The 26561-nt window shown below is 40.6% G+C and carries 25 protein-coding genes, 2 tRNA genes and 1 pseudogene; 18 read left to right on the top strand and 10 right to left on the bottom strand.

The window, feature by feature from the left end:
* Positions 1 to 9 precede the first annotated feature (9 nt).
* Positions 10 to 1188, bottom strand: coding sequence for an NAD(P)/FAD-dependent oxidoreductase (locus AC4CU2_RS11690; RefSeq protein WP_490768857.1), 1179 nt, complete (start codon positions 1186 to 1188; stop codon positions 10 to 12).
* Between the two features lie 68 nt (positions 1189 to 1256).
* Positions 1257 to 1421, bottom strand: coding sequence for a rubredoxin RubA (gene rubA / locus AC4CU2_RS11685; protein ID WP_004694381.1), 165 nt, complete (start codon positions 1419 to 1421; stop codon positions 1257 to 1259).
* A 514-nt stretch (positions 1422 to 1935) separates the two neighbouring features.
* Between rubA and AC4CU2_RS11680 the strand changes: the two genes are divergently transcribed.
* Positions 1936 to 2478 carry an adenine phosphoribosyltransferase gene (locus AC4CU2_RS11680; RefSeq protein ID WP_490768856.1) on the top strand — a complete coding sequence of 181 codons (543 nt, stop codon included), beginning with the start codon at positions 1936 to 1938 and terminating at the stop codon, positions 2476 to 2478.
* Positions 2479 to 2514: 36 nt separating this feature from the next.
* Here AC4CU2_RS11680 and AC4CU2_RS11675 read toward each other — a convergent pair whose 3' ends face one another.
* Complete coding sequence (locus tag AC4CU2_RS11675) at positions 2515 to 3021, bottom strand: YqiA/YcfP family alpha/beta fold hydrolase (RefSeq protein WP_125281203.1); 507 nt, start codon at positions 3019 to 3021, stop codon at positions 2515 to 2517.
* Positions 3022 to 3298: 277 nt separating this feature from the next.
* Here AC4CU2_RS11675 and lysS point away from each other — a divergent pair, with 277 nt between their 5' ends.
* From lysS to AC4CU2_RS11650, 5 genes and pseudogenes are all read left to right on the top strand, one after another.
* The gene (gene lysS / locus AC4CU2_RS11670; protein ID WP_490768855.1) at positions 3299 to 4825 is read left to right on the top strand and encodes a lysine--tRNA ligase; all 1527 of its coding nucleotides are present in this window, start codon (positions 3299 to 3301) and stop codon (positions 4823 to 4825) included.
* A 137-nt stretch (positions 4826 to 4962) separates the two neighbouring features.
* Positions 4963 to 6408, top strand: a pseudogene (locus AC4CU2_RS11665) (capsule assembly Wzi family protein).
* 466 nt (positions 6409 to 6874) lie between these two features.
* Entirely contained in the window at positions 6875 to 7789 is a 915-nt protein-coding gene (gene cysD / locus AC4CU2_RS11660; RefSeq protein WP_004694369.1) for a sulfate adenylyltransferase subunit CysD, read from the top strand.
* A gap of 141 nt (positions 7790 to 7930) precedes the next feature.
* A complete protein-coding gene (gene cysN, locus AC4CU2_RS11655) occupies positions 7931 to 9547 on the top strand; it encodes a sulfate adenylyltransferase subunit CysN (protein WP_183173998.1) in 1617 nt (538 codons plus the stop codon).
* Positions 9548 to 9689: 142 nt separating this feature from the next.
* Positions 9690 to 9962: a hypothetical protein gene (locus AC4CU2_RS11650; protein WP_490768854.1), complete on the top strand. Its 273-nt coding sequence runs from the start codon at positions 9690 to 9692 to the stop codon at positions 9960 to 9962.
* A gap of 119 nt (positions 9963 to 10081) precedes the next feature.
* Here AC4CU2_RS11650 and AC4CU2_RS11645 read toward each other — a convergent pair whose 3' ends face one another.
* Entirely contained in the window at positions 10082 to 11245 is a 1164-nt protein-coding gene (locus tag AC4CU2_RS11645; RefSeq protein WP_490768853.1) for a sterol desaturase family protein, read from the bottom strand.
* A 244-nt stretch (positions 11246 to 11489) separates the two neighbouring features.
* On the opposite strand from AC4CU2_RS11645, the gene AC4CU2_RS11640 reads away from it, so the two are divergent.
* The 6 genes from AC4CU2_RS11640 (at position 11490) to AC4CU2_RS11615 (ending at position 15308) form a co-directional block, all read left to right on the top strand.
* A complete protein-coding gene (locus AC4CU2_RS11640; protein ID WP_201706229.1) occupies positions 11490 to 12011 on the top strand; it encodes a PadR family transcriptional regulator in 522 nt (173 codons plus the stop codon).
* A gap of 9 nt (positions 12012 to 12020) precedes the next feature.
* Entirely contained in the window at positions 12021 to 12329 is a 309-nt protein-coding gene (locus AC4CU2_RS11635) for a DUF3861 domain-containing protein (RefSeq protein ID WP_201706230.1), read from the top strand.
* Between the two features lie 22 nt (positions 12330 to 12351).
* Positions 12352 to 12612, top strand: coding sequence for a DUF2798 domain-containing protein (locus AC4CU2_RS11630; RefSeq protein WP_125281208.1), 261 nt, complete (start codon positions 12352 to 12354; stop codon positions 12610 to 12612).
* Between the two features lie 220 nt (positions 12613 to 12832).
* The gene (locus AC4CU2_RS11625; RefSeq protein WP_426977144.1) at positions 12833 to 13825 is read left to right on the top strand and encodes an NAD(P)H-quinone oxidoreductase; all 993 of its coding nucleotides are present in this window, start codon (positions 12833 to 12835) and stop codon (positions 13823 to 13825) included.
* Positions 13826 to 14057: 232 nt separating this feature from the next.
* On the top strand, positions 14058 to 14255 hold the full coding sequence (locus tag AC4CU2_RS11620; RefSeq protein ID WP_114837897.1) for a hypothetical protein: 198 nt from the start codon (positions 14058 to 14060) through the stop codon (positions 14253 to 14255).
* 147 nt (positions 14256 to 14402) lie between these two features.
* Complete coding sequence (locus tag AC4CU2_RS11615; protein WP_490768852.1) at positions 14403 to 15308, top strand: helix-turn-helix transcriptional regulator; 906 nt, start codon at positions 14403 to 14405, stop codon at positions 15306 to 15308.
* Between the two features lie 141 nt (positions 15309 to 15449).
* Here AC4CU2_RS11615 and AC4CU2_RS11610 read toward each other — a convergent pair.
* Positions 15450 to 15535: transfer RNA gene (locus AC4CU2_RS11610), tRNA-Leu, on the bottom strand.
* Between the two features lie 10 nt (positions 15536 to 15545).
* Positions 15546 to 15619 (bottom strand) — tRNA-Cys (locus AC4CU2_RS11605).
* A 152-nt stretch (positions 15620 to 15771) separates the two neighbouring features.
* Here AC4CU2_RS11605 and folD point away from each other — a divergent pair.
* Both folD and AC4CU2_RS11595 read left to right on the top strand, forming a co-directional pair.
* Positions 15772 to 16620, top strand: coding sequence for a bifunctional methylenetetrahydrofolate dehydrogenase/methenyltetrahydrofolate cyclohydrolase FolD (gene folD / locus AC4CU2_RS11600; protein ID WP_426977141.1), 849 nt, complete (start codon positions 15772 to 15774; stop codon positions 16618 to 16620).
* Positions 16621 to 16885: 265 nt separating this feature from the next.
* Entirely contained in the window at positions 16886 to 17572 is a 687-nt protein-coding gene (locus tag AC4CU2_RS11595; protein WP_010326279.1) for a class I SAM-dependent methyltransferase, read from the top strand.
* A gap of 24 nt (positions 17573 to 17596) precedes the next feature.
* On the opposite strand, the gene AC4CU2_RS11590 is transcribed toward AC4CU2_RS11595, so the two are convergent.
* Positions 17597 to 18025 carry a hypothetical protein gene (locus tag AC4CU2_RS11590; protein ID WP_010326280.1) on the bottom strand — a complete coding sequence of 143 codons (429 nt, stop codon included), beginning with the start codon at positions 18023 to 18025 and terminating at the stop codon, positions 17597 to 17599.
* A 173-nt stretch (positions 18026 to 18198) separates the two neighbouring features.
* Positions 18199 to 19518 (bottom strand): MFS transporter, encoded by a 1320-nt coding sequence (locus AC4CU2_RS11585; protein ID WP_062034098.1) that lies wholly within the window; start codon positions 19516 to 19518, stop codon positions 18199 to 18201.
* 537 nt (positions 19519 to 20055) lie between these two features.
* On the opposite strand from AC4CU2_RS11585, the gene glpD reads away from it, so the two are divergent.
* Positions 20056 to 21573 (top strand): glycerol-3-phosphate dehydrogenase, encoded by a 1518-nt coding sequence (gene glpD, locus AC4CU2_RS11580; RefSeq protein ID WP_426977138.1) that lies wholly within the window; start codon positions 20056 to 20058, stop codon positions 21571 to 21573.
* Positions 21574 to 21644: 71 nt separating this feature from the next.
* On the opposite strand, the gene AC4CU2_RS11575 is transcribed toward glpD, so the two are convergent.
* A complete protein-coding gene (locus AC4CU2_RS11575; protein WP_426977136.1) occupies positions 21645 to 22013 on the bottom strand; it encodes a hypothetical protein in 369 nt (122 codons plus the stop codon).
* Positions 22014 to 22116: 103 nt separating this feature from the next.
* Positions 22117 to 23949 carry a phosphoenolpyruvate carboxykinase (GTP) gene (locus tag AC4CU2_RS11570; RefSeq protein ID WP_426977134.1) on the bottom strand — a complete coding sequence of 611 codons (1833 nt, stop codon included), beginning with the start codon at positions 23947 to 23949 and terminating at the stop codon, positions 22117 to 22119.
* A 414-nt stretch (positions 23950 to 24363) separates the two neighbouring features.
* Here AC4CU2_RS11570 and AC4CU2_RS11565 point away from each other — a divergent pair, with 414 nt between their 5' ends.
* From AC4CU2_RS11565 to AC4CU2_RS11555, 3 genes are all read left to right on the top strand, one after another.
* Positions 24364 to 25287 carry a diacylglycerol/lipid kinase family protein gene (locus AC4CU2_RS11565; RefSeq protein ID WP_148826435.1) on the top strand — a complete coding sequence of 308 codons (924 nt, stop codon included), beginning with the start codon at positions 24364 to 24366 and terminating at the stop codon, positions 25285 to 25287.
* The gene (locus tag AC4CU2_RS11560; RefSeq protein WP_078425453.1) at positions 25284 to 26060 is read left to right on the top strand and encodes a metallophosphoesterase family protein; all 777 of its coding nucleotides are present in this window, start codon (positions 25284 to 25286) and stop codon (positions 26058 to 26060) included. The genes AC4CU2_RS11565 and AC4CU2_RS11560 overlap by 4 nt, the downstream gene beginning before the upstream one ends.
* Positions 26061 to 26254: 194 nt before the next feature.
* Positions 26255 to 26545 (top strand): co-chaperone GroES, encoded by a 291-nt coding sequence (locus tag AC4CU2_RS11555; protein ID WP_010326285.1) that lies wholly within the window; start codon positions 26255 to 26257, stop codon positions 26543 to 26545.
* Positions 26546 to 26561 lie beyond the last annotated feature (16 nt).

Raw genomic sequence — 26561 nt, 5'->3', positions numbered from 1 at the left:
ATTTAAACTCTAAACCTGTGCTGGAATCAAGTCTGGAACCAGTTTTGTTAATGCTAAACGTTGTTTCGCTGCGGTTGCACCGAGCAGTACGAAGCCGCGAAGTGTACCTTGACTGTCTAGGGCTTTGGCAATCATGCCATCGTCTAATTCCTCAGTTTCCCAGTTCACCTCTGCATCAATTGGTGCAGGTAAAACAGTGAGCGGCGCAGCGGGTGTTTTAACTGCTACAGGCATAGCAGGGTAATGCACCGCAGTGGTCTCGCCATTTAAGGTTTTCGCTAAAGCGCGTGCTTGCTGCATAATTGGCATGACATAAGGTAGCAAGAGTCCATTGACTTCAGCACAATCTCCGACCGCGTAGATATGCGGCTGATTGGTCTCAAGTTGTGTATTGGTCAAAATGCCACGACTGGTTTGAATATCTGCCTCTTTTGCAAGGGAAATGCTTGGTTGTAAGCCAATTGCAGATAAAACAACATCGGCAACTAAAGACTGACCGTTGGCCAAGGTCACAACATAGTCACCATTTTCAATTTTAGACACTTTTTCAACTGTGGTGCCAAGGACAAAATGAATACCCGTTGCTTCAAGGTTTTCTTTAAAGGCACTTGAAACATGCGCTGGCAATAAACGGCCCAAAGGCTGGTTTGCCAAGTCGATGACGGTAGCTTGATGGCCTGTATGTTGTAAATCATTGGCAAATTCGCAGCCGATGAGACCTGCACCTAAAATGACTACACGTTTATCTGCACGCTTTTCAAGTTCTGCACGAAAGGCTTTATAGTCGTCTAGATTGTTCACAACTTGAATGTCATTGCTTCCATCACCTGCAATGGCTAAGCGAATTGGGTTTGCACCTACCGCTAAAACCAATTGAGAGTACGGCTGTGTAGATTCAGCGCCATCTTTAACAAGGGTTAACTGCTGTTGTTCAGCATGAATCTCTTTCACCCAAGTATGCGTGGCAATCTGTATTTTCAGTTGTGTTGCCATTTTCTCTGCATCACCCAAAGCAATCTGTTCAGGCGCTTTGTTGGCAACAAAGGCATTGGACAATGTTGGTTTGGCATAATTAGTCGCATCATCTGCACATAGCATAAGCAGCTCTTGTTCAGGGTTCAGCTTGCGAAATTCACGTGCTACAGCATAGCCTGCCATACCTGAGCCAATGATGACGATGGGATGCATAAGGTTCTCCAGAGATTATTTTAAAGACGTAAAAAAAGACCATGCTGCATGGTCTTTAACACTATGAATTAGATTTCAACCATTTCAAAATCGATTTTTGACACGCCACAATCTGGGCAAGTCCAATCGTCAGGGATATCGTCCCATTTCGTTCCCGCCACGATGCCATCTTGTGGCCAACCTTCTGCTTCGTCATAAATCCATCCACAAACGATGCATTGATACTTCTTCATTTGACTCTCCAAAACGCTGAACAAGAAAGGGTTCAGCAAAATAATCCATTACGCAAGCTGCTACTCATCTGAGTGGTTAGCATACTTCGCTAATCTAAATTTTTACGCAGTTCTAATACGAATGTAAAGTAAATATCGGAGTTTAATGATTGAATCTATCGGCTAAAAGCGATGATCAGGACAAAACGTATCATTTAAAACCAGATCGCGTTTTGCGAATGTGTGAAGGTTATAGATAATTACATCTAAAAAAGATGCGTTTTTTCAGTCAGCTAGCCTTATAAAATTATTGATGTATAGACTAAGGTCGTGCTGTAAACTCAAAGTTAAATTGCTATTTTAATATTGAGTGTATCTATACCTAATATTTATTAAATAAATGATTTAATTGAAAACAATAACTTACATAAATATTTTGGTTGTTCAGTCGGCTGCATAGCCAGTGCTTGACTGTTTTTTTAACAGATAAAGCTGTAAAATTCATCTATTCCTTTTCAAATTTTATTGATCTCCTATGAACAACTTGTCTACAACGTTGTGGTCGCACATTCGTACGGTCCAAGATTTTCCAAAACCTGGGATTTGCTTCTTCGATTTAACACCATTGTTTATGAGCAATATTGAGCCTTTAACCGACGCGTTAATTGCAAGTATTCCTGCTGAGCAGTTGGCGGAAGTAGATAGTTTTGTTGCTGTAGAAGCGCGTGGTTTTGTGCTTGCGAGCTTATTGGCACAACGTTTAGGTAAAGGTTTATTGTTGGTACGTAAAGCAGGCAAGCTGCCACCACCGGTGGTGGGTGTCGGTTATAGTTTGGAATATGGATTAGACCGCTTAGAAATGTCAGCCAATACTCCATCGCAAAAAGTGATTATTGTAGATGACGTTTTAGCGACAGGTGGGACATTAAAAGCCGTTAATCAGCTGGTGGCAAAATGTAATCATGAAGTGCTCGGTGCCAGTATTTTTCTTGATTTGCCTGATTTGCATGCTGACTTAGGTTTAAAGATTTGGTCAGTGTTAGATGACAAATCGAAACCAGAATCTGTTGCTGCATAAGCACATTAAAAAGCCTTGGGACATCCAAGGCTTTTTTTATTTATATAAATATTGTTGTTCTAGATGTTCAATCAGTTGATTAATATTTTCAGGTTTAAGTAGTCGGTGATGTCCACCTTCAACTGCTTGAATCAACATGTAATTTTCTAAAATTTCCTGTGCTGCATACATATCAATTAATTCATCTCCCAGCTCCAAGTAGGCCACTTGCGGTACATTGTGGTCTAAGTCAGTGTCATTAATGTTCGGGTAATCATCGCGAAAGTCAGGGGCTAAGCGTGGGTTGGCAATCACACATGGAATTTGATGCAGCAGCGACATTTTCAATGCCCAATACGCACCAATACAATGCCCAACAATAATCTCAGGTTTTATTTTTTCAATAATATCGTCGTAGAAACTGGCTACGGTAGAAAAATTGAGATAGCGATAATCGATATCGATACAAAATTTCTGCTTTGCATCAATGGCATGGAACTTAGTGGACTCGCGAGAGGAGTCTAATCCATGCAAAAACAAAATTTTAGATTCGCATCTGCTCATGATTTATCATTCAATTAAAAAACTAAATTATTTTATGAGTGGAGAAAAGGTTACTTTTCCACGATTTATAATGTCCATTGTAGAGGGATTAACCGTGAAATGAAGTTAGCTTTTGGTCTAAGAAATAGACAGATCTTTTATACGGTGGGCGTCTTAGCTCTGAAATAAACAGGATGTATACTTTTTTATATACCGCGTGGTTTTTGATGATGCTCATTCGTCTGGAATTCTGCTATGCTATGCAACTTCCGTTTTTTAATACATATACGAGGCAGAGATGACGCAACAAAACGCTCAATCGACTTCTGAACAAGCCATTTCCGAAAACGATTTAATTGCACAGCGTCATGCCAAGTTAAAGCAGATTGAAGATCAAGCCAAACAAACGGGCACTAGCCCATGGCCAAACACGTTTAAACGTGAACATTATGCGCAAGACTTACAAGATCAATTTGAAGACAAAAGCAAAGAAGAAATTGAAGCAGCAGAGCATGTTTATGTGTCTGTAGCGGGTCGTGTGATGTTGAACCGCGGTTCATTCATCGTGATCCAAGATATGACGGGTCGTATCCAGTTATATGTAGCGCGTAAAGAGTTAGCACCAGAAACCTTAGAAACTATTAAGAGTTTAGATCTTGGCGATATTATCGCGGTGAAAGGTTATATTGGTCGTTCAGGTAAGGGTGACCTTTATGTGCATATTGAACATTTTGAGCTTTTAACCAAGTCGCTTCGTCCACTTCCAGATAAATTTCATGGTCTAAACGATACTGAAGTTAAATATCGTAAGCGTTATCTTGACCTGATTGTGAACGAGGAAACACGTAAGACTTTTGAAATCCGTGCCAAAGTGGTTTCAGGCATTCGTGCATTTTTAACTGAAAAGCGCTTCATGGAAGTAGAAACACCGATGATGCATGTGATTCCAGGTGGAGCATCAGCGCGTCCATTTGAGACGCATCATAATGCTTTGGATATGCCACTTTTCTTACGTATCGCACCTGAGCTTTACTTGAAACGTTTGGTTGTTGGTGGTTTTGAGCGTGTGTTTGAAATTAACCGTAACTTCCGTAACGAAGGTGTTTCGACGCGTCATAACCCAGAATTCACCATGATTGAATTCTATCAAGCTTATGCAGACTATAAAGACTTGATGGAACTTACCGAAAATATGCTTGAGCGTTTAGCGCTGGACATTTTGGGTTCAACTGATGTGCCTTATGGTGAAGAAGTGTATAGCTTCAAAGGTCCATTCAAGAAAATTTCGATGTTTGATGCCATTCTTGCACACAACCCACAGTTCACGCCTGAAAATGTCAATGATCGTGAATTCTTGGCAAAATTTGTGCAAGAAGAGCTGAAAGAACAGGTAAAACCAGGTTTTGGTCTGGGCAAACTTCAAACCATCGTATTTGAAGAAACTGTTGAAACTCAGCTACGTCAACCGACTTTCATTACAGAATATCCAGCTGAAACATCGCCATTGGCACGTCGTAATGATCATAACCCACACATTACGGACCGTTTTGAGTTCTTCATTGGTGGTCGTGAACTTGCGAATGGTTTCTCCGAGTTGAATGACCCGATTGACCAAGCTGAGCGTTTTCAAGCACAGGTTTCAGAAAAAGACGCAGGTGATGATGAAGCAATGCACTACGATGCAGACTTTGTTGAAGCACTTGAGTATGGTTTACCGCCGACAGCGGGTGAGGGTATCGGTATTGACCGTTTAGTCATGTTATTCGCTAATGCTGCAAGTATTCGTGATGTAATCCTGTTCCCACACATGCGTCATAAAAACTAAGTTTGATATGAACATAAAAGCCCGCATTTATTGCGGGTTTTTTTTGATCTTTACAACATTACTAAATAGAAAAGCTTGTAAAAAAGAGATAAAAAAATAAGGTAACACTTAGCTTTAAGTCCTGAGAATAAAACGGAATGTTTCTAAAAAAAACACTTGCAATCGCTGTGCTAATGGGTGCAACAACGAGTATCTTTGCTCAAGGTCTCGTTTTAAATGATCAAAATTTAAGAACAGATCTAAACTGGTTAAATCAGCAGGGTGTGATACAAGTTAGCACATCAACATGGCCAATGAGTGGTGATGAAATTCAAAGAGTATTGTCTCAGGCTAAAGTAGCGACTCCTGTTCAGCAAAAAGTTATTGAGTCAGTGCGAGTTCATCTCGATCGTGAGAACACGATGTTTAAAGCACGTTTATTTGCTGAGAGTGATCAAAAACAAATTCCGTAAGCTTTTGGTGATCAAGAAAAGGCACAGTACCAAGCAGGTTTGGAATTTAATGCCGGTGGTGAAAATTGGGATGTTCGCCTTAGAGTGAATGGAGAAAAAGACCCACAAATTGACAACGATCAAGACGTTAATGTTGAAGGATCTTACATAGCTGGAAAATTGTGGAATCAATGGTTAATTGCTAGCCAGATACCGACATATTGGGGACCAGGTCATGATGGGAGCCTTTTACGAGGTGATGCGAGTCGCCCAGTCTATGGCTTTACCGCTCAGCGTGCAGATCAATCAGCTTTTGAAACAAAATGGTTGTCATGGATTGGCCCTTGGCAGTATCAAGCATTTGCTGGCCAATTAGATGATTATTCTGCTGTGCCTGATGCCAAATTAGTGGGTCTACGTCTTACGGCACAACCTTTACCTTATTTAGAATTAGGCGCTTCACGTGCTTTTCAATGGGGTGGAGAAGATCGTCCTGAAAGTTTAAGTTCCTTATGGGATGCTTTTGTTGGTAATAAAGACAATGGCGGGACTGGAGAACCGGATCCATCTAACCAGGTTGCTGGTTTTGATGCTCGATTGAATTTTCAGCAGTTGTTGAACGTACCTATGAGTCTGTATGGACAATATGTAGGTGAAGATGAAGCTGGTGGCTTACCTTCTAAAAAAATGTATCTTGCTGGCGTGGATTATTCGTCATCTTTTAAAAACATGCCATATCAACTTTATACAGAATGGGCTGATACTCGAACTAATCGTGATGCTCTTGGTATTTCTTATAACCATACTAATTATACCGATGGTTACTACCAGCATGGCTTCCCGCTTGGGCATGCTATGGGTGGGGATGGTGAAATGGTGTCTTTAGGTGGTGATATTCGATTTGATGCAATGAACCGTCTAAATGGTCGATTATTGTTTGCGAAGGTAAATCAATCTGGCCGTATTACCAATGCAGCCTTTCCTGAAACAGATGATATTAAAGCTATCGATTTAACCTGGTCACATTACTTAAGACCATTTGTACCAATCAAAATTAATGGTTGGTTCAGTGATTCTGATTTACATGGTAATGATGCGGGTGCATCGATTGGTATAGAAATACCTTTGGATAAACGCGTTTTTCATTATTAATATTTGAGAGTGATAGAACCCGCATTCATTGCGGGTTTTTTATGGTTCGTGCAATTAGCTGAACTTTCTTTGCTATCATGTTGATATATACAATCAACAAGCTGGTTTGTATTGAGTTTGCTTTTTTAGTCTTCTAGATTGCGAGTCGGGTAAGTCATATACATAGAACCTAAATGAAACCGACTTTAGGTCTTTGTAGATGTATTGCCAAGCAGAAACATGGATGAAGAATCGAAGCGTGGAAGGCTGAATACTTTGAATGAAGTTGATGTAATATTTTGAGTTTATTTGGGGATATCTAATTGTTGAATAAAACTTATAGGGCTTATCAATTTTGTTTTATATGAGGTTTTTGCATATAAATATAATAAAACAAGCAATAGTGTGTATAACTAAATCTTTATAATGAATATATATATTTTTAAAAGTGTAATAAGTACACGATTTTTGTGAGTTGGTGCTGTCAATGTCATTAAATGAGGAAAGACTTACTCATCTTAAACAGCTTGAAGCTGAGAGTATTCATATTATTCGCGAAGTAGCTGCTGAGTTTGAAAACCCAGTGATGCTTTATTCTATTGGTAAGGATTCAGCAGTGATGCTGCATCTGGCGCTCAAAGCGTTCTATCCTGCCAAGCTTCCATTTCCGCTTCTACATGTAGATACGGGCTGGAAATTTAAAGACATGATTGCTTTCCGCGACAACATGGCAAAAACCCATGGCTTTGATTTGATCGTACATCAAAACAAAGAAGGGAAAGATGCGGGCATTAACCCATTTGACCATGGTAGCTCAAAATATACCGACATCATGAAAACTCAAGGCTTAAAACAAGCACTTGATAAATACGGTTTTGATGCGGCATTTGGTGGTGCACGTCGTGATGAAGAAAAATCACGTGCGAAAGAACGTGTCTATTCATTCCGTGACTCGAAACACCGTTGGGACCCAAAAAACCAACGTCCTGAACTTTGGAATCTTTACAACGGTAAAGTGAACAAAGGTGAAAGTATTCGTGTGTTCCCACTATCAAACTGGACTGAGCTTGATATTTGGCAATATATCTACTTGGAAAGCATTCCATTGGTTCCACTTTACTTAGCTGCAGAACGTCCTGTGGTTGAGCGTAGTGGCACCCTGATTATGGTTGATGATGAACGTATGCCTTTAAAAGAAGGCGAAGTTCCACAAATGAAATCGGTACGCTTCCGTACACTTGGTTGTTACCCACTTACGGGTGCAGTAGAGTCAACGGCAAATACCTTACCTGAAATTATCCAAGAAATGTTGCTTGCAACCAGCTCTGAACGTCAAGGTCGTATGATTGACCATGATGAAGCGGGCTCGATGGAGAAGAAAAAGCAAGAAGGTTATTTCTAAAATCTCCCTCTAGCCCCTCTTTAAAAAAGAGGGGGGGAACTCCCGAAATAAATGGAGGAAAGTCCTCCTTTATCAAAGGGAGATTTAGAGGGATTAAAGAGATTAAAACCGATTTCTAAAGAATATGTGGAGTTTTGAGCAATGTCTCATCAATCAGAACTGATTAGCCAAGATATCTTGGGCTATCTAAAACAACATGAAAATAAAGACCTATTACGTTTTCTGACTTGCGGGAACGTCGATGATGGTAAGTCAACTTTAATTGGTCGTTTGCTTTACGATTCAAAATTGATTTATGAAGATCAATTGCAAGCAGTAACTCGTGACTCTAAAAAAGTCGGTACGACAGGCGATGCACCTGACTTAGCACTCCTTGTCGATGGTCTACAAGCTGAACGTGAGCAGGGTATTACCATTGATGTGGCTTATCGTTATTTCTCAACTGAAAAACGTAAGTTCATCATTGCCGACACGCCAGGACATGAGCAATACACGCGTAACATGGCAACGGGTGCGTCAACCTGTGATCTTGCGATTATTTTGATTGATGCGCGTTATGGTGTACAAACTCAGACACGTCGTCATACTTATATTGCCAGCTTACTTGGCATTAAGAACATTATTGTTGCGATTAACAAAATGGACTTGGTTGAATTTTCTGAAGCGCGCTTCAATGAAATTCAGACGGAGTATGCAGGTTTTGTGGCGCAATTGGGTGATCGTAAGCCAAACAACATTATCTTTACGCCTATTTCAGCATTGAATGGTGATAACGTTGTTAATAAATCACCAAATACGCCATGGTATACAGGCGAAACTTTGATGGGTACGCTTGAGTCTGTGGAAATTAACCGCAGTTCAGTGACCAATGATTTCCGTTTCCCTGTGCAATATGTAAACCGTCCAAACCTTGACTTCCGTGGTTTCTGCGGTACGGTTGCGCTGGGTGATGTATCGGTAGGTGACAAAATCGTGGCTTTACCATCAGGTAAGTCGTCGACGGTTAAAGAAATCGTTACTTATGATGGGAACTTAGAGCGTGCCGTTGCAGGTCAAGCCGTAACGTTGACGCTGAATGACGAAATTGATATTTCGCGTGGTAACGTACTTGTGCGTGCGGATCAAGCTGCGCCAGAAATTTCACGTTCGGTCAATGCCACTGTGGTTTGGATGGCAGATCAACCGCTGGTGATTGGTAAGTTGTATAACTTAAAAGTGGGCACGCAAACTGTTCCTGCAAAAGTGACTGCAATTAACTACCGTACCAATGTCAATACATTGGAAAAAGTACAAGTCGATAGTCTTGAGCTGAACGCCATTGCTAATGTCACGGTTGAGTTTGATGCGCCTGTGGTATTTGATCGCTACCAAGACAGCCGTTATACAGGTTCGTTTATCTTCATCGACCGTTTAAACAACGTGACGATTGGTGCGGGTATGGTGGAAGAGTCTGTGGAATGGTCTGCGCATAGCAACCCTGTCACAGCGGAAGACCGTGCTGCACGTTTAGGTCAAAAACCTGCTGCGGTAACTGTATCTGTGAAAGCACTTGAAAATGCACAAGTACTTGAAAACTTGTTAATTCAACAAGGTGTGGTCGCGATTGCGAAAGCAGGTCTAACTGCTGATCAGGTTGCACTAGTACGTGAAACAGGTGTGGTTGTGGTGACTGACCTTGTCGATGGTACAGATGTCGCATTTACTCAAGATGCGGTTGAAGAGCTAGCTGATAAAATTGTTGAATTGGTTCGTCTATAAGAGATTGAGCTGATTTGAAGGAACCCACCCTAAGGTGGGTTTTTTATTTCTATTTTAGATGGATAAATATTATTCAAGTAAATAATGTGATATTTCAATAAAAATTCAGTGCTATAGAATGCCTCTTTTGTAGAGGGATATTATGAAAAAAATATTATTATTTATTGGTTTAACTTTAACTTTTTCTGCTGATGCTAAACAGTCCACGCAAAGTGATGAAGCGATTAAGCAAAAAATTATTCAACAATCGATACAAACGTATTCGGGAAATTGTCCTTGTCCTTACAATACTGCAAGAAATGGAAGTCGGTGTGGTAAACGTAGTGCTTACAATCGAGTCGGTGGTGCTGCGCCACTTTGTTATCCAGAAGACGTGAGTGATCGTATGGTAAAAGAATTTAAAGGGCGAGCGTAATTTAAGTTCGATTTACAAGACTTGGAAAATGAAAGAAAACCTGCGGAGATACAGGTTTTCTATTTTGGTGAGGGATTAGACAAGCTTCAATTATTGAGATTGTTAATCGATTGGTTTTGTTAGGAAGTCTCATTATCTTTGTTTAAGCGCTTTTTCAGTTTATTCACATAACGTTTAAATGGCCAAGTAAACTGCTTCACAAAACTGTTTGGAATTTTATAGCCGACTGTGCCATATACACTGGCCAAATGATTAGGCATATAAATCGATTTAAAAATCACGTCATAAAGTGGAATAAAGGCTGCATAATTTTTATCAATCGCAGGCTTTTCGGAAGAATGATGCCAGTGATGAAATTCAGGTGTTGCGATCAGCCAGCGCAGATAGGGAAAGCGAAAACGCACGTTGGAGTGAATAAAAATGGCATGGAACGAAATAAAGACCAAATAAGCAAAGACCGCAGACGTATGAAAACCTAACAGAAAAATTGGTAAGGTTGCGATAAAACGGGTCATTAATACTTCAACGATGTGTAAGCGTGAAGAGGCTAGCCAGTCCATTTGTTCTGTTGAATGGTGAATGGCATGAAAGCGCCATAAAAAATTCACTTCATGCATCGCACGGTGTAACCAATAGGTGGTGAAGTCCACCACGATCAATAACTCAATAAACTGCAACCAAATTGGCTGCGCCTGCACATAAGGCACAATCGGGTTATTGGTAATGTGCGTGATCCAATACTGAATAGGCATGACCGTTAAAAACGAAAAAAGCTGAATGCCAATATGGCTAAACATGAAATATTTCATGTCTGTCACCCAGCCAACGCGCAGAATTTTCTGTTCAGTGTTCTTTGCAAAGAATCCTTCAAGTGGTATGAAAACCAAAGCAAGGATGATTAAGGTAATAACGAAATAATCAAAACCTGCATAAAACGGGAGTGCGGGCAATGTCGGTGCTTTGATCAGCCCACAGCCTAAAACAGCCGTTAAAATGGTGATACACAAACCATAAAAACCATATTTATTCTGTTTAATGATCGCACTATAGGTACCAAAGCCAGCACTGAGGACGATACCAAACAGTAAGCTATAGTAGAAAACATCATAGTGTTTGCTATATAGCGGGCGTAGTTCTGGTGTGGTGAGCACAGTGGGGAATAAAAAACATAAAGCAGCAAGAATACCCAAAAAGCCTAAGGAAATAGAAAGAAATGCACTGATCTTGCCTTGCCCAGCATTGAGTTGTAGGTTTTCAAATTTTTTTCTAAGTTGATCTGTCATTTTAATTTAATTCTGAATTTTAGGAGTTTTGTCAGAGTTCACTTGAGGGGGGGTGAACGTGAAAACAGAGGTTAAATTTTAGCGGTATTGCAACTGTTCAGCAATCTTATCTAAAAATATCAAGTAATCCTTCACGGTTACCTATTTGATTTTAAATTTTGATGTTCTATTTCAGGGCTTGAGGTTGCAATTCTTAAAAAACAACTTAAGATATATCTTAGTAATTTAAAGATGTATCTTGTTTATGTCTAAAGCACAAAAAGTTGAACCCTTTACTGATTTGGAAATAGCGCCAGTGTTACGTAAACAGCGCCTATTTGAAGTGGGTCAGATGAAACTTTTAGCCTTACATCTCATTTCATTTGCACCTAAATATGGCTATGACCTCATTAAAGAGGTGGGTGAAATTGTGGGAGGGGGCTATTGCCCAAGTGCAGGAACGATCTATCCAACCTTGAATTATTTGGAAGAGCAACAGTTTGTTCAGGTCGCATTAGATGGCGCTGAACGTAAGCAATACCGTATAACAACCTTGGGTTTGAAGCATCTTGAGGTTGAGCAAGCAAATGTGGAAAAGATTTTATCTCGTTTCGACACGCGTAAACAAATTCAAAATAATGAACAATATCTTGATATTAAACGTGCGATGGAAAATCTCAAAGCTTCCCTAAAGCTCAAGATCCAACACAGTGAGCTAAGTGCTGAACAAATTCGTGTTATTGCAGAACAAATCGATCAAGCAGCAGTGAATATTGCACGTCTCTAGGAAAACAGAATGAAACAACATACTTATGAAGTCACCCTCAAACACATTGCAGATGCTCAAGGCAACCCATCGACCTATACCGATACTTTGAGTTTTAACACCTACAACCACGACGATATTTTTAAAGTGTTACAGGTGATTCAAAACAGTCAAATGCTGGATGCTGAAGCAGCGAAATCATTTGCTGTTGGTCTAAAGCTCTTTAGTGAGGTGATGCTAGAGCATAAAAACTTTCCACTCTTTAAAGATTTTATGCCACATTTTGGGCAGTTTATGAAAACTTTAAAACAAACCGTTAAAACGCCAAGCCAAAGCTAATTTTTATTTACTCAGGTCGATTATGTTCAACACGCTCCCCAAAATTCATATCAAACACTTAAATTGGTTAATGCCTTTATTGCTTTCAGGTCTGATGAGTGGTTCTATTTCTGGTTTTAACTTGCTGCTAAATAAAGGCTTAGTGCATAATTTCTTCAATCTTTGGCTCAAAAGCTGGAGCTTATCTTGGTTGATTGCATTTCCTCTGATTATGGTGTTTTTGCCTTTGGTTCGTAAATTTCTAATGCAGTTTGTATCTTTGCCTGATCAGCCACGCAACTGAATACCTGTGCTTTTCATCTGGCCCGAATCGTTCTAAGTAGTGTTTGAGAGGGATGTCGAGTGCAGTCGCAGCTTGCTTTTTTTTATCAATGATCAGCGCTATCGCGCAGCAAAATAGTCTTCAGACTATACATAAGTACGGTGTTATTCATTTCAATTTATTTCTATGATCAAATAGGTCTATGAAACTTGAAAAATATCGCAAGAGTTAGGAATAAATCATGTCACAAACAACGATGCAACAGGTCATTATTACAGAGCCGGGTGGTGTGGATAAGCTGGCATATGAAACAGTGACGATCCCTGAAGCAAAAGCAGACGAGGTTTTGGTTAAGGTCCATGCGTTTGGTATTAACCGTCCAGATATTTTACAGCGTCAAGGTTTATATCCAATGCCGCCTGGGGTAACACAAGTGCCGGGGCTTGAGGTTGCAGGTGAGGTCGTTGCAGTTGGAGCTGAAGTTACCCAGTTTAAATTAGGCGATAAAGTTTGTGGTTTGACCAATGGTGGTGGTTATGCAGAGTATTGTGTGGTTCCACAAAGCCAAACTTTACATATTCCAGAAAATGTAAGCTTTGTGGAAGCGGCGGCTATTCCTGAAACTTTTTTCACGGTCTGGGCCAATGTGTTCCAAATGGGTAAAGCTAAAGCAGGGGAAGTGGTGTTGGTACATGGTGGAACCAGTGGTATTGGCACCACGGCACTCATGCTATGTAAAGCATTGGACATTAAAACCTTTGCAACCGTCGGCAGCGATGAAAAAGTACAAGCCATTGCGAATTTGACAGATGCCATCAATTATAAAACCCAAGACTTTGAACACGAGATCAATGAGAAAACGGATAATGCTGGTGTTGATGTCATTTTAGATATGGTGGGCGCACCGTATTTAGAAAAGAATTTGAACTTGCTCCGCCGCGATGGACGTTTGGTTTATATTGCCTTTTTAGGAGGGGCAAAAGCCAAAGAGGTTAAATTGGGGCAAATTATGATGAAGCGCTTAACCATCACGGGCTCGACCATGCGTGCACGAAATACGGCTGAGAAAGCTGAGATTGCACAAGGTTTGCAAGATCATGTAGTGCCGCTATGGGCCAAAGGCCAGTGCTTGCCAATGATTTATCAAACTTTTGAGTTTGATCAGATTCAAGCAGCGCACGCGTGCATGGACACGGGTGAACACGTGGGTAAAGTTGTGGTAAAAATTCTGTAATATTTCTATAGTATAAAAAGTAGAGCTGACATCATGTTGGCTTTTCTTTTGTCTAAAATTTTCCAAAAGATAAAAATAATGTACTGAAAATAGAAAATAATTTAACAAAGATTAAAAAATGATAACTGTTCGACACAACCTGTCAAAACTGTGGTGTAAATTTTCAACTAAATTTAAACCTGACAAATTTACGTGGTTTTAAATGAAAAATAAAACAGAAAAGAGGGTTGTCATGAAAATTTTATCGACATCATATACACATGCACATGGTTTCCGTGCGCTCAAGCGCTTGCATAAGGCGGTTATCTATAATAGTGTTTTACCTGATGAGTTACACAAGTTGTATAAAGCCTTAATTCATTTTGAGCGCTATATAGAGCGATTAGCGCATCAGCAAACCGCTGTAAAGAAGAAATCTAACAAACATTGATCGATTTTTTTTGATAAAAACATGATATAGCTTGAAAGCTAATCGTTTGTCTTTTACTTAATATTATTCAGTTACTTATATTGAATATAATGCTTAGGCATTTAACTATAAATAAAGACACAATATTGATTGTGCAGCGAGGGCAATATGAAGCGTAAAGCTTCAACACATGAACGCCTTGCGGAGCGTTTAGCAAATATTTTGACTAAATTAAATACTGGGTATCAATTGGGGGTTGCAGAACTAGCACATGAATTTCAGGTGAGTACTCGGACAATAGAGCGAGATTTTGATCGTCTCAATACGTATTTGCCTTTACTTCAAGATGAAAATACCAAGAAGTACTTTTTAGATCCTGTTTATCTTGGGCGCTTTAAGCTACAAGACATTCAGAACTTTGCGCAGCTTTCTGGGATCAGTGAGCTCTATCCATCTCTAGATATGTCTTTTCTACGTGGCCTGCTTGATGAGCGTGCGAATCAAGTGTTCTCTGCCAAAGGTTATTATTATGAAAATGCACAGCAATTTGCTGAACATTTTCAGGTTTTTGCGGGCGCGATTCATAAGCGTCAAAAAATCAGTTTTATTTATAATGATCGTTTACGCCATGTTGACCCGTATCGTTTAATTCATCATCAGGGAAGTTGGTATTTGGCCGCAGCTGTAACTGATGAATTACGTGCTTATCGTTTAAGTAAAATAGATCAAGTGGTTGTACATGAGTCGGAGCTTTTCGAGCACCATTTAGAAGTTTTGACCCAATTAGAGCTCAGTGAGGGGATTTGGTTTGCAAAGCATAAGCAAACGGTGAAAATATCGGTGCGACCTGAAGTTGCTTTATATTTTAAGCAACGTCTGTTATTGCCAGAGCAACAAATTGTACTAGAAGATGCATCGGGTGGTTTATTAATTGATTGTCAAATTTGTCATGAAATGCAACTTTTACCTTTGGTACGTTATTGGATTCCATACATTAAAATTATTGAGCCAGCTCATTTTCAAGAAAAATTAGAACAAGATCTGCAACATTACTTATTACCACCCTTATCGTGATAAACAAATGAGATATTACTTTTAAGAGAGTCAATGTGCTCTCTTTTTTTTGTGCATTGTATTGTGACACTTTTCTGTAGGCATAAAAAAACCAGCTTAACGCTGGGTTCTTTATATGCACCATACTTAGAAGTATAAGAATGGTGCCCGAGGCCAGACTCGAACTGGCACGCTTTGTGGGCGGGGGATTTTAAATCCCCTGTGTCTACCGATTTCACCACTCGGGCTTTAACAAGATGGAGGCGGAGGTCGGAATCGAACCGGCGTCCACGGAGTTGCAGTCCGCTGCATGACCACTCTGCCACCCCGCCGCGTCTTGTTGATGCGTATATTAGCAAGCTCTGAAAAAAAAACAATAGTGCTTTCATTCGTATGCGCATAAAAACAGCATATAGCGAAAAATATTTAAAATTATCATGTATTATGTGCAAAATTGATTCATATCAACACTTGGAGATGTGCCGTGGCATTAGTTTTAGATGGTCGTGCATTGGCAAAACAAATTGAAGCTGACTTGTTAACTCGCGTTGAAGCGCTCAAAGCAAAATCAGGTCGTACCCCAATTCTTGCGACTATTTTGGTGGGTGACGATGGCGCATCTGCAACTTATGTACGTATGAAAGGAAATGCCTGTCGTCGTGTTGGTATGGACTCACTTAAAGTTGAACTGCCAAAAGAGACCACCACTGAACAATTGTTGGCTGAAATTGAAAAACTGAATGCAAATCCTGATGTTCACGGTATTTTACTTCAGCATCCAGTGCCTGAACAAATTGATGAGCGTGCATGTTTTGACGCAATTTCTCTTGCAAAAGATGTGGATGGCGTAACGTGTCTTGGTTTTGGTCGTATGGCCATGGGTGAAGCAGCATATGGTTCTGCGACGCCTGCCGGCATTATGACTATTTTGCAAGAAAACAATATTGAAATTGCTGGAAAGCATGCCGTTGTTGTAGGTCGTTCTGCAATTTTAGGTAAGCCAATGGCTGCGATGTTACTTCAAGCCAATGCGACCGTAACGATCTGTCACTCACGTACTCAGAACTTAGCTGACTTTGTGAAACAAGCCGATATTATCGTGGGCGCGGTTGGTAAGGCGGAATTGATTCAAAAAGATTGGATCAAACAAGGTGCAGTGGTTGTTGATGCTGGTTTCCATCCACGTGATGGTGGTGGTGTAGGCGACATTCAATTGGTCGGTATTGAAGAAATAGCCTCTGCGTACACACCTGTTCCAGGTGGTGTTGGCCCAATGACGATTACGACACTAATTCGTCAAACGGTTGAAGCGGCTGAGAAAGCTTTAGCTTAATTATTTTAAGTGGTCTAATGCTGCCTTGAAGCCAGTATTAGATACACGAAAACGTCATTCGCTGTTGTTTGAGTTAAGACTTTATTGTTTATTTAATGTTTCTGCGACTTTTTAAATAGATGGTGGTGTTTAACGAGTTCAGCGAATGACCATGGTTTTGCCTACTTTTGCCAAAACAAAAGTAGGTCTAGCCGAAGGCTAATTCCTCAATCTAAATCTTAGCTGCAAGATCCCGCAGTAAAAGCATAAAAATACTCAATAACTTATGAGCTGTACTTTCCAATTCCCTAAAGCCCCAGATCATTTACTTCAAGCCCTGCATGAAGTGATTCCACAGTGTGAATTGCTTGCGCAGCAGCTTCCTGAAACATCTATTTCCTTGTGGCTCATTCCTCCTGTATTTCCAACCGATAAACTGGATGATGAAATCATTCGCCGTATTTGGAATGAAACGCCATATTGGATCTTTTGTTGGGCTTCAGGCCTAGCCATGGCGCAGTGGTTACTGGCAGAGCCTCATCATGTCAAAGATAAGGTGGTGTTGGATTTTGGCGCAGGTTCAGGTGTAGTGGCGATTGCAGCCAAAATGGCGGGTGCAAAACGTGTGATTTGTTGCGATATTGATGCAGTTAGTTTAGATGCTTGCCGTGCCAATGCGGAACTCAATAACGTAGAGCTAGAGTATTTGGATGATTTATATCAATCGGAACTAGTTGATGTTCTATTGGCTGCCGATGTTTTATATGACCAATGCAATCGTTTCTTTTTAGATGAGTTTTTAAAGTTTGCACCTGAGGTTTGGGTGGCAGATAGCCGTGTTAAAAATTTTAGTCATCCGCAATACATAAAGCTTGATGAGCGTAGTGCCACAACTTGGCCAGATCTAGATGAGTCACTAGAGTTTCGCAATGTGAGTTTTTATCGAACGTTGAATGTTCAAAAAGGGCACTAAGCCCTTTTTATATATCAGAAGGTCTTAAGAGCACGTATAGCGTACAACATGTAGTGTGCTTGGTCGTGCTTCAAGTGACTCGCGTGTTGCAAAGTTTTCACCTTGGTGTAAGTCGGGTGTATTGCTTAATCCAAAAGTGGCACGGCTTTGACCAATTTGGCGGCCATATTCGGGAACATCCGCTGCGGTGTTAGGAATTTCATTAATACTTAAAATCGCCAATTTATAATTCTTTTGTGAGCCTAAAACCTTTTGGCAAGCACGTTGTAATTTGTTTTCATCGAGTTGCTGATTTTTACGAGCAGCAAGCGTATAAGCAAGGGTAGCGCTCGACGCTGATTGATGTTCAATTTGATAGCCAATATTGCCATTGTATTGGCGAGGCGTGCTTTGACATGCAGATACTGCTAAAACGATACAGCTTAAGCCTAAAAGTTTATACGTATTTTTCATATAAAAAGTTCCTAACATTATTCTTGTTCTTAGTATGCCATACACAGGTGTAATTCACGATATTTCAATCAATCAAGTTTCGGTAAAAAAATTGATCAAACATAAAAAAATGCCTTCATTCGAGAAGGCATTTTTTATGTTTAGCTTCTTAACTTACATGCTTACTTTAAGCATCAATGATCGGTAATCATGCTGTGCTTTTTGGTGTCTTTCATAAAGATGTAAGTCAGTAGGGATAAACCAATCATGAAGGTGATGTAGTAAAAGAAGTAGTTTTCATGTCCTGCATTTTTAAAGCTCAACGCCACAAGTTCTGCTGTACCACCAAAGATAGTATTGGCAATCGCATAAGGCAGGGCAACCCCTAGTGCACGAATATGTGCTGGAAAGAGCTCTGCTTTGACTACGGCATTAATTGCGGTATAACCCGTTACAATTACCATACCGCTCATACATAGCATAAATGCGGTTGTTGGGCTGCTGGTTGAACCTAGACCGTTGAAAATTGGAATCGTGAACAGTACACCTAATACACCAAAAGTGATCATAATTGGTTTACGACCAATTTTGTCAGACAGTGCGCCCACCACAGGTTGTAATAGCATGAAGACAAAGATCGCAGCCGTAGTGATCTCTGTTGCTGTGGTTTTTTCAAAACCTGAGGTGTTAACCAAGTATTTTTGTAAATACGTAGTAAAGGTGTTAAATGCCAGTGTTCCACCCGCAGTCAGCATAATCACAGTGAACGCTTGCTTTGGATATTTAGTAAATAAAGCAAGTGCGCTAGATTTTGGGCCACCATTTTTAGCCTGTTCTTGTGCATCTTTTGAAGATTGGGTTTCAACCAAACCACGACGAATCCAGAACACCACAATGGCAAGTACAGCACCAATGAAGAAGGGAATACGCCAGCCCCATTCAGATAACTGTGCTTCGCTCATCGTGCGTTGTAAAATGATCAACACACACAGCGCCAAGAGCTGACCTGAAATGAGAGTCACATACTGAAAACTAGAGAAGAAACCACGATGGTTTTTTCCAGCCATTTCCGTTAAATAGGTTGCGCTTGAACCGTACTCTCCACCAACACTTAAACCTTGCAATAAACGGGCAAAGAGTAATAAGGCAGGTGCGAGCATACCCACACTGGCATAGGTAGGTGCACAGGCAATAATCAGAGATCCCACACACATTAAAGATACAGACAGGGTAAGACCTGATTTACGTCCTTTACGGTCTGCATAAATGCCCATGATCCACGCGCCAATAGGACGCATCAGGAAGCCCAGTGCAAAGACGGCAGCAGCTTGTAAAAGTTTTACCGTGTCATCCCCTTCAGGGAAAAACTGTGGCGCGAAATATAAGGTAAATGCGGCATAGACATACCAGTCATACCATTCAACTAAGTTACCAGCTGAACCACCGAGAATCGATTTTAAACGGGTCTTTTTATCGATGCTTACTGGAGCAGCTTGGGGAGATAGATCAGTCACAAAAATTTCCCAAAGAGAAGTTCGGAAAATACATCTTTTAACTTTTTAAGTAGAAAAAGTTAAAACAATATATTTTAAGATTAAACAAAAAATTCTGTTTCGTTATACGCCCCTTATCCTTGGACTTCATTCGACTTTAGTCTAAATGTTGGTATGATTTATATGCTGTTAAGTTTTTCTAATGAATATCTTTATTTTAATGGGAAATTATCATTTTACTTATCTAAAACAAACTCTTGTGATTTTTTAATGTGTGAATAGTCAATTAAAATACAAGAGGTTATAGTGCTTTTTTATTTTATGGTGAATGTTGATTTTTAGAAAAGAAAGTGTTTTTTAGCTTGGAAATTAGTCGATTTTTCACTGAATAGTCAAAATTAAAAATTAAATTGTAAAAATAGATACGGTTATTAATTTATTTAGAGTAACGAATTTTCTCTGATTTGACTGGCTTTGGAATATGACAAGGTTGGATTTTGATGTTAAGTTTAGCGTGAAGAACAAAAATAACACAATAACTCAACGAGAGAGGTGGATATGCAAGACACAGATGCCATTTATGATATTGCCGTTGTGGGCGCGGGCATCAATGGGGTGGGCATTGCAAATGACGCTGTAGGGCGCGGTTTAAGTGTTTTCGTCTGCGAAAAAGATGATTTAGCCAGTCATACGTCTTCAGCCAGTAGCAAGCTCATTCATGGTGGATTGCGTTATCTCGAACAAAAAGAATTTCGTTTGGTGCGTGAAGCGCTATTAGAGCGTGAAGTACTGTTAAAAAAAGCCCCACATTTGATCCATCCTATGCGTTTTATTATGCCGCATTTACCTTATTTGCGTCCTGCGTGGTTGATTCGTTCAGGCTTGTTTATCTATGACTATTTGGCAAAACGAGAAACATTAGAGGGCTCGGAGCTTGTTCATTTTAATCTCGATAGCCCGTTAAAAGACACCATTAAGCGTGGTTTTGAATATTCGGACTGTACTGTGGATGATGCTCGTTTGGTGGTAGTTAATGCAATTCAAGCGCATGAGCTAGGGGCTCAAATTCGAACCCAAACGCGATGTGTTTCTGCGGTTCAGCAGGAGGGTGTGTGGTGTCTAACCTTAGAGCATCAAAAACAACATTACCAAATTAAAGCTCGAACTTTGGTTAATGCAACGGGTGCATGGGTCACAGATTTTATTCAACAGCAAATGTCCAAAACCCCAAAGGCAGGCATTCGATTGGTTCAGGGCAGTCATATTATTGTGAAGCGTTTATACCCGGAACCGCATGCGTTTATTCTACAAAATGATGATCAACGCATTGTGTTTGTAATTCCTTATTTAGATGATTACAGCCTGATTGGTACCACGGACGTAGAGTTTGAGGGTGATGCAAATTATGTCCACATTACCGAGCAGGAAACGGCTTATTTGATTGATGTGATTAATGATCATTTCAAGCTTCAATTACAGCCAGAAGATGTAATCTCAAGCTTTGCAGGTGTAAGGGCGCTGTATGATGATGCAAGTAGCCAAGCCTCTAAAGTGACACGTGATTATGTACTGGCAATGTCTAAACCTGTTGCGGATGAAGCGCCATTGTTATCTGTTTATGGTGGAAAGTTAACGACTTATCGCAAGTTGGCGGAAGCGGCTTTGCTACAGCTAAAACGTTATTTTCCACACATGAAAGCGGAATGGACGGCTGAGGCAAAACTCCCGGGTGCAGAAGGTTTTAGTTCAGTCGAGGTTTTATGTGCAGAGTTAATATATGAAATCAAAGGGCTAGAGTCTCAAACAGCGCATCGTTGGGCAAATAGTTATGGTAGTCGAGTGTGGCATATGCTCGGTGAGAACAAAGATGTACAAACTTTAGGGCAGTCTTTTGGCCATGGTTTGTATCAGCAAGAAGTGGATTATGTGGTGAAACGTGAGTGGGCCATCAGCAGTGAAGATATTTTAAAACGACGGACTAAACTGTATTTAAAATTTGATGCACTAGAAACTCAAGCTTTAGACATCTACTTGCAGGATTTACACCTGCGTCGTATGCAGGGGGATGCTGCATAGTGTGAAGTATGTGTAATGGCTACAGTTGATTTCGTTCTATTAAAAAAGCCGCTATCGCGGCTTTTTTAGATTTAAATTTCGATACCGCCGAGCTGTTTACAGTCTACAGGTGTCTTCCATTTTACAGCCGTTCCCCAAACGACTGGGCGGACAATACGCCAAGGCCAAAAGCCAAATCGTTGGCTGGCATTATAGTTAATGACGACGTTACCACCGACTTGATGTGCACGTTCAGAAAAACGCGGATAGAGTTCAACCACGCTGCCATAAGTGCCTTTAGCGACTTTGATGCGCTTTTTGATTTCAAATTGAGTGGAATCAGGTGTGCCTTTGATTGCGCAAACATGAAGTGCTGGCTGAGTTGTTGCTACTTCTGTTTGAGCCATGACTAAGCTTGATAGGCCCAGTAAACCAATTGTAAGTGTGAGTTTTTTAAGCATGAATTACCCCTTGATAAATTTTTGTTGAGTTATAAAGTTTTAAAATTATAAATAGATTAAAAAAAGACCGCGTAAGCGGTCTTTTTTTGGCTTAATTTAAAGATTAAGCAGATTGCTTAACAGCATCTAAAAGTTCGTTTTGACGAGCTTTAAGTGCAGCTGGTAGGCGTTCACCAAGTTTGTCGAATAGTTCAGTGTGGCTTTCAAGCTCTTTGATCCATTGATCTTTGTCTTGAGAAGTCACAAGGTCAAACTGGGCTTTAGTGAAGTCAGAACCTGTCCAGTTCAACTGTTCATAAGTTGGAACTAAACCAATTGGTGTTTCAACTGCATCAGCACGACCTTCACAACGGTCAATAATCCACTCAAGAACACGCATGTTTTGACCGAAACCAGGCCATACGAAGTTGCCTTCAGCATCACGACGGAACCAGTTCACGTTGTAGATGCCCGGAAGTTTGTTGCCCGCAGCTTTCGCTTTTGCTGCTACTTCTTCACCAAGCTCTAACCAGTGAGAGAAGTAATCCGCCATGTTGTAACCCGCAAATGGAAGCATTGCGAATGGGTCACGACGAACAATACCTTGTTGGCCAACGGCCGCAGCAGTTGTTTCAGAGCCCATAGTTGCAGCTTTGTAAACACCATCTACCCAGTCAAATGCTTCTGAAATTAGAGGCACTGTGTCCGCACGGCGACCACCAAAGATGAACGCTGAAATTGGAACACCTGCTGGATTTTCCCAGTCAGCATCGATAGAAGGACATTGACCTGCTGAAACAGTGAAGCGCGCATTTGGATGAGCCGCTTTTTCTGCGCCAGTGTGAGGTTGACCTTTCCAGTTAGTCAGGTTAGCAGGTGCTTCTTTAGTAAGACTTTCCCACCATACTTCGCCGTTGTCAGTTACCGCAACGTTGGTATAAATCACGTTTTTGTGAAGTGTAGCCATACAGTTCGGGTTGGTCTTGGTATTTGTACCAGGCGCTACACCGAAGAAACCTGCTTCTGGGTTGATTGCGTATAAGCGACCGTCTTCACCTGGTTTGATCCAAGCAATATCGTCACCTACAGTTTCAATTTTCCAACCTTCGTAGCCTGCTGGTGGAATCAACATTGCGAAGTTTGTTTTACCACAAGCAGAAGGGAATGCCGCTGCGATGTAGTGTTTTTCGCCTTGAGGATTAGTCACACCAAGGATCAGCATGTGTTCTGCTAACCAACCTTGTTGACGACCCATAGAAGACGCAATACGTAAAGCTAAGCATTTTTTACCTAACAATGCGTTACCGCCGTAACCAGAACCGTAAGACCAGATTTCACGTGTTTCTGGGTAATGCACGATGTATTTTTCAGGGTTGCAAGGCCATGCAACGTCTTTTTCGCCATCAGCAAGCGGCGCACCAACAGTATGTACGCAAGGAATAAATTCACCGTCTGTACCAAGAACGTCATAAACAGCTTTACCCATGCGAGCCATTTTAGACATGCTAACTGCTACATATGGAGAGTCAGTTAATTCGATACCAATATGCGCAATATGAGAACCTAATGGGCCCATAGAGAACGGTACTACATATAAAGTACGACCTGCCATTGAACCGTCAAACAAACCATTTAGGCGGGCACGCATTTCAGCAGGCTCTTCCCAGTTGTTTGTTGCACCAGCATCTTCTTGTTTTTCAGAGCAGATGTAAGTACGACCTTCAACACGAGCAACGTCAGAAGGATCAGAATTAGCAAGATAAGAACCAGGATGCGTTTCTTGGTTAAGCGCTTGCATTGTGCCGTTAGCGATCATCAAGTTGATATAACGTTGATATTCTTCTTCGCTGCCGTCACACCATTCAATTTTCGCTGGTTTTGTTAATTTTGCAATTTCTTCCACCCACGCAATAAGCTTAGGGTGACGAACGAATTCTGGTGCGTTCACTTGGGTCATGGTGAGGCCTATCTCAAATATGTACACGTTTGTACAAAGTACAATCTCAGCAATAAAATTTACTGCAGAGATGAAAAGATGAAAAAAAGTGGCTGTATTAAAGCATAATTTGATAAAAAAAATAAGACCAAAGGCGTATCTAAATTATGAACAGTTCGATGGGGTTGCTTCATTTTAACTATTAAAAAACAATAGTTTGGTTTGATTTTTTGCTTTTATTTTGTGTATTTATTATATTTATGAGGATTATTCATTTAATATATTAGTATTAAAATCATATATTTGCATTTATTTTGTGATTGAGATTTATTATTGATTAAATAAATGGTAGTCATTTGAATTTTACATAACAAAACTGTTAAGTGTTGAATATTTGGACAAAAATAGAGCAATTACTTCAAGTTTAGGTGCAAAATGTCAGAGCAACTCAAACCTTTATCACTTATTTATAATAAAAAATCAGGTTTTCATGCCGCAAATAAAGATGAAGTGTATGAACAGTTGGTAGCAGATCTGAGTACCGCGGGTTTTGAAATACAGTCATTTGAGTTAAGTGAGTGCATGAACTTTGATCAGATGATGCAAGAGATTTTACTACGCCATCGTCAAGCGGAAAATGTAGGGGTCGTGGTTGCTGCAGGTGGGGATGGTACTTTAAATGCAGTTGCGTCTAAATTGATGGGAACGGATATTCCCATGGGGATCTTGCCTCTAGGTACCTTTAACTATGTTGCACGAGTGTTGAATATTCCGCTGGATTTATTAGACGCAGCCAAAGCCATTAGTGAAGGGCAGCCACGTTCTGTACATGTGGCACAGCTGAATCAACATATTTATCTGAACAATGCCAGTTTAGGGCTTTATCCTTTATTTATTCAAAAAAGAGAACAGTTTAATAAGCATTTTGGACGTTTTCCATTACATGCGTATACCTCGGCATTGGATGTTCTCATCCGCGATCGTAAAGAGTTAAAACTTGAAGTGGAAGTCGATGGACAGCGCTATCCAGTGAAAACGCCATTGATTTTCTTTGGCAATAATCAGCTTCAACTGGCTGAAATGAAACTACGTATTGCCGAGGCGGCGGAAGCAGGCAAAGTGGCGGGCGTGGTAGTAGCAAAAAGTGATAAGCGGACTTTGTTCAAGACCTTATGGCAGTTGATTAAAGGCAATTTGGATCAGGCTTCCGATGTCTATAGCTTTGCAGCAGATGAAGTGATTGTTCATTCAAAGCGCAATAAGCTCACGGTTGCGGTAGATGGAGAAATTGTCACGATGACACCACCGCTGAAAATTACAGTACGTAAGCATGCGCTGAATGTCATGGTTCCCGCATGATTTTACATTTGTCGGATTTACATTTTGGGACCGAACGCGAAGCCTGTTTGCAGGCCATTCGTCAGTTATGTGAGGAACACCCTTTTGAAGCAGTGGTGGTCAGTGGGGACTTGACCCAACGTGCACGGTTTATTCAGTTTTATGCTTGTCGGCAGTTTTTAGACAGTTTAAAGCTGCCGTATTTGGTGGTGCCGGGGAATCATGATATTCCGCTGTACCATGTGTGGAATCGTTTTTTTAGCCCCTTTGCACGTTATCAGCTGTTTTTTGGGGGGATGGAAAACACGTTGGAAACTGAACACTTTTATGTCATTGGGGTGAATAGTATTCGTCGGCGTTACCACACGCGAGGGCATATTTCACTGAGCCAAATTCAAGAGATTGACCTGAAGTTGCAGCAAGCACCTGCGCACAAAATTAAACTGATCGCCGCACATCAGCCTTTTTATACTCCGCCAGACCATAGTCATGGTGTGAAAGACTGTCCAATGCTTGGTCGTATTGCGTTGGAGCAATGGAGCCAGCATGGTTTAAATGGACTCTTACATGGGCATCTACACCATGCTGCCGTTTATGATTTAAATCAGATTTATCAACTTGGGGTATCGCATCCGGTGCTGGATATTCATGCAGGAACGGCAACGTCTTATCGTTTACATGCGGGCCTGCCCAATAGCTTGAATATTATTTTGCCGAATGCTGATGTACAACATTTGAGCTTTAACGCTGCAACCAATCGCTTCGAGTTGATGCAGCAAAATACGTCAGATTGAATTGAGTGTTTAAACTTTGATGAGGTTTGCTTAAAAAGAGCGCAAAAATATAAAAATATTTTGTGTTTGCCCTTGAAGCGTTTTATTCCATCCCCACAAAAGTGTCATATCAAAATTTTGTTGATGACCTAGGAATAAGAAGTCATCTTCACATCGTAAACAATGGCATTTTGAAAATGTCTATGGAGCTAGAAATGAGCAAAATTCGTCCTTTACATGATAACGTTGTGATTCGCCGCGTAGAAAAGGAAACTAAAACTGCAGGTGGTTTAATTTTGAGTACTTCTGCTGCTGAACAGCCAGCTCAAGGTGAAATCATTGCAGTAGGCAATGGCAAAATTACAGACAATGGCGTTCGTGCTTTAGATGTAAAAGTGGGCGACAATGTACTGTTTGGTGCATATGCAGGCACTAAAGTTAAAGTTGAAGGCGAAGAACTTCTTGTGATGAAAGAGTCTGATATTTTAGCGGTTCTTGAAGGTTAATTCAGAACGTTCATTT

This window comes from Acinetobacter sp. 797_lipA (assembly GCF_058243025.1).
The sequence above is the reverse complement of the archived record's forward strand: the minus strand, read 5'-3'. Positions and strand labels throughout refer to the sequence as shown.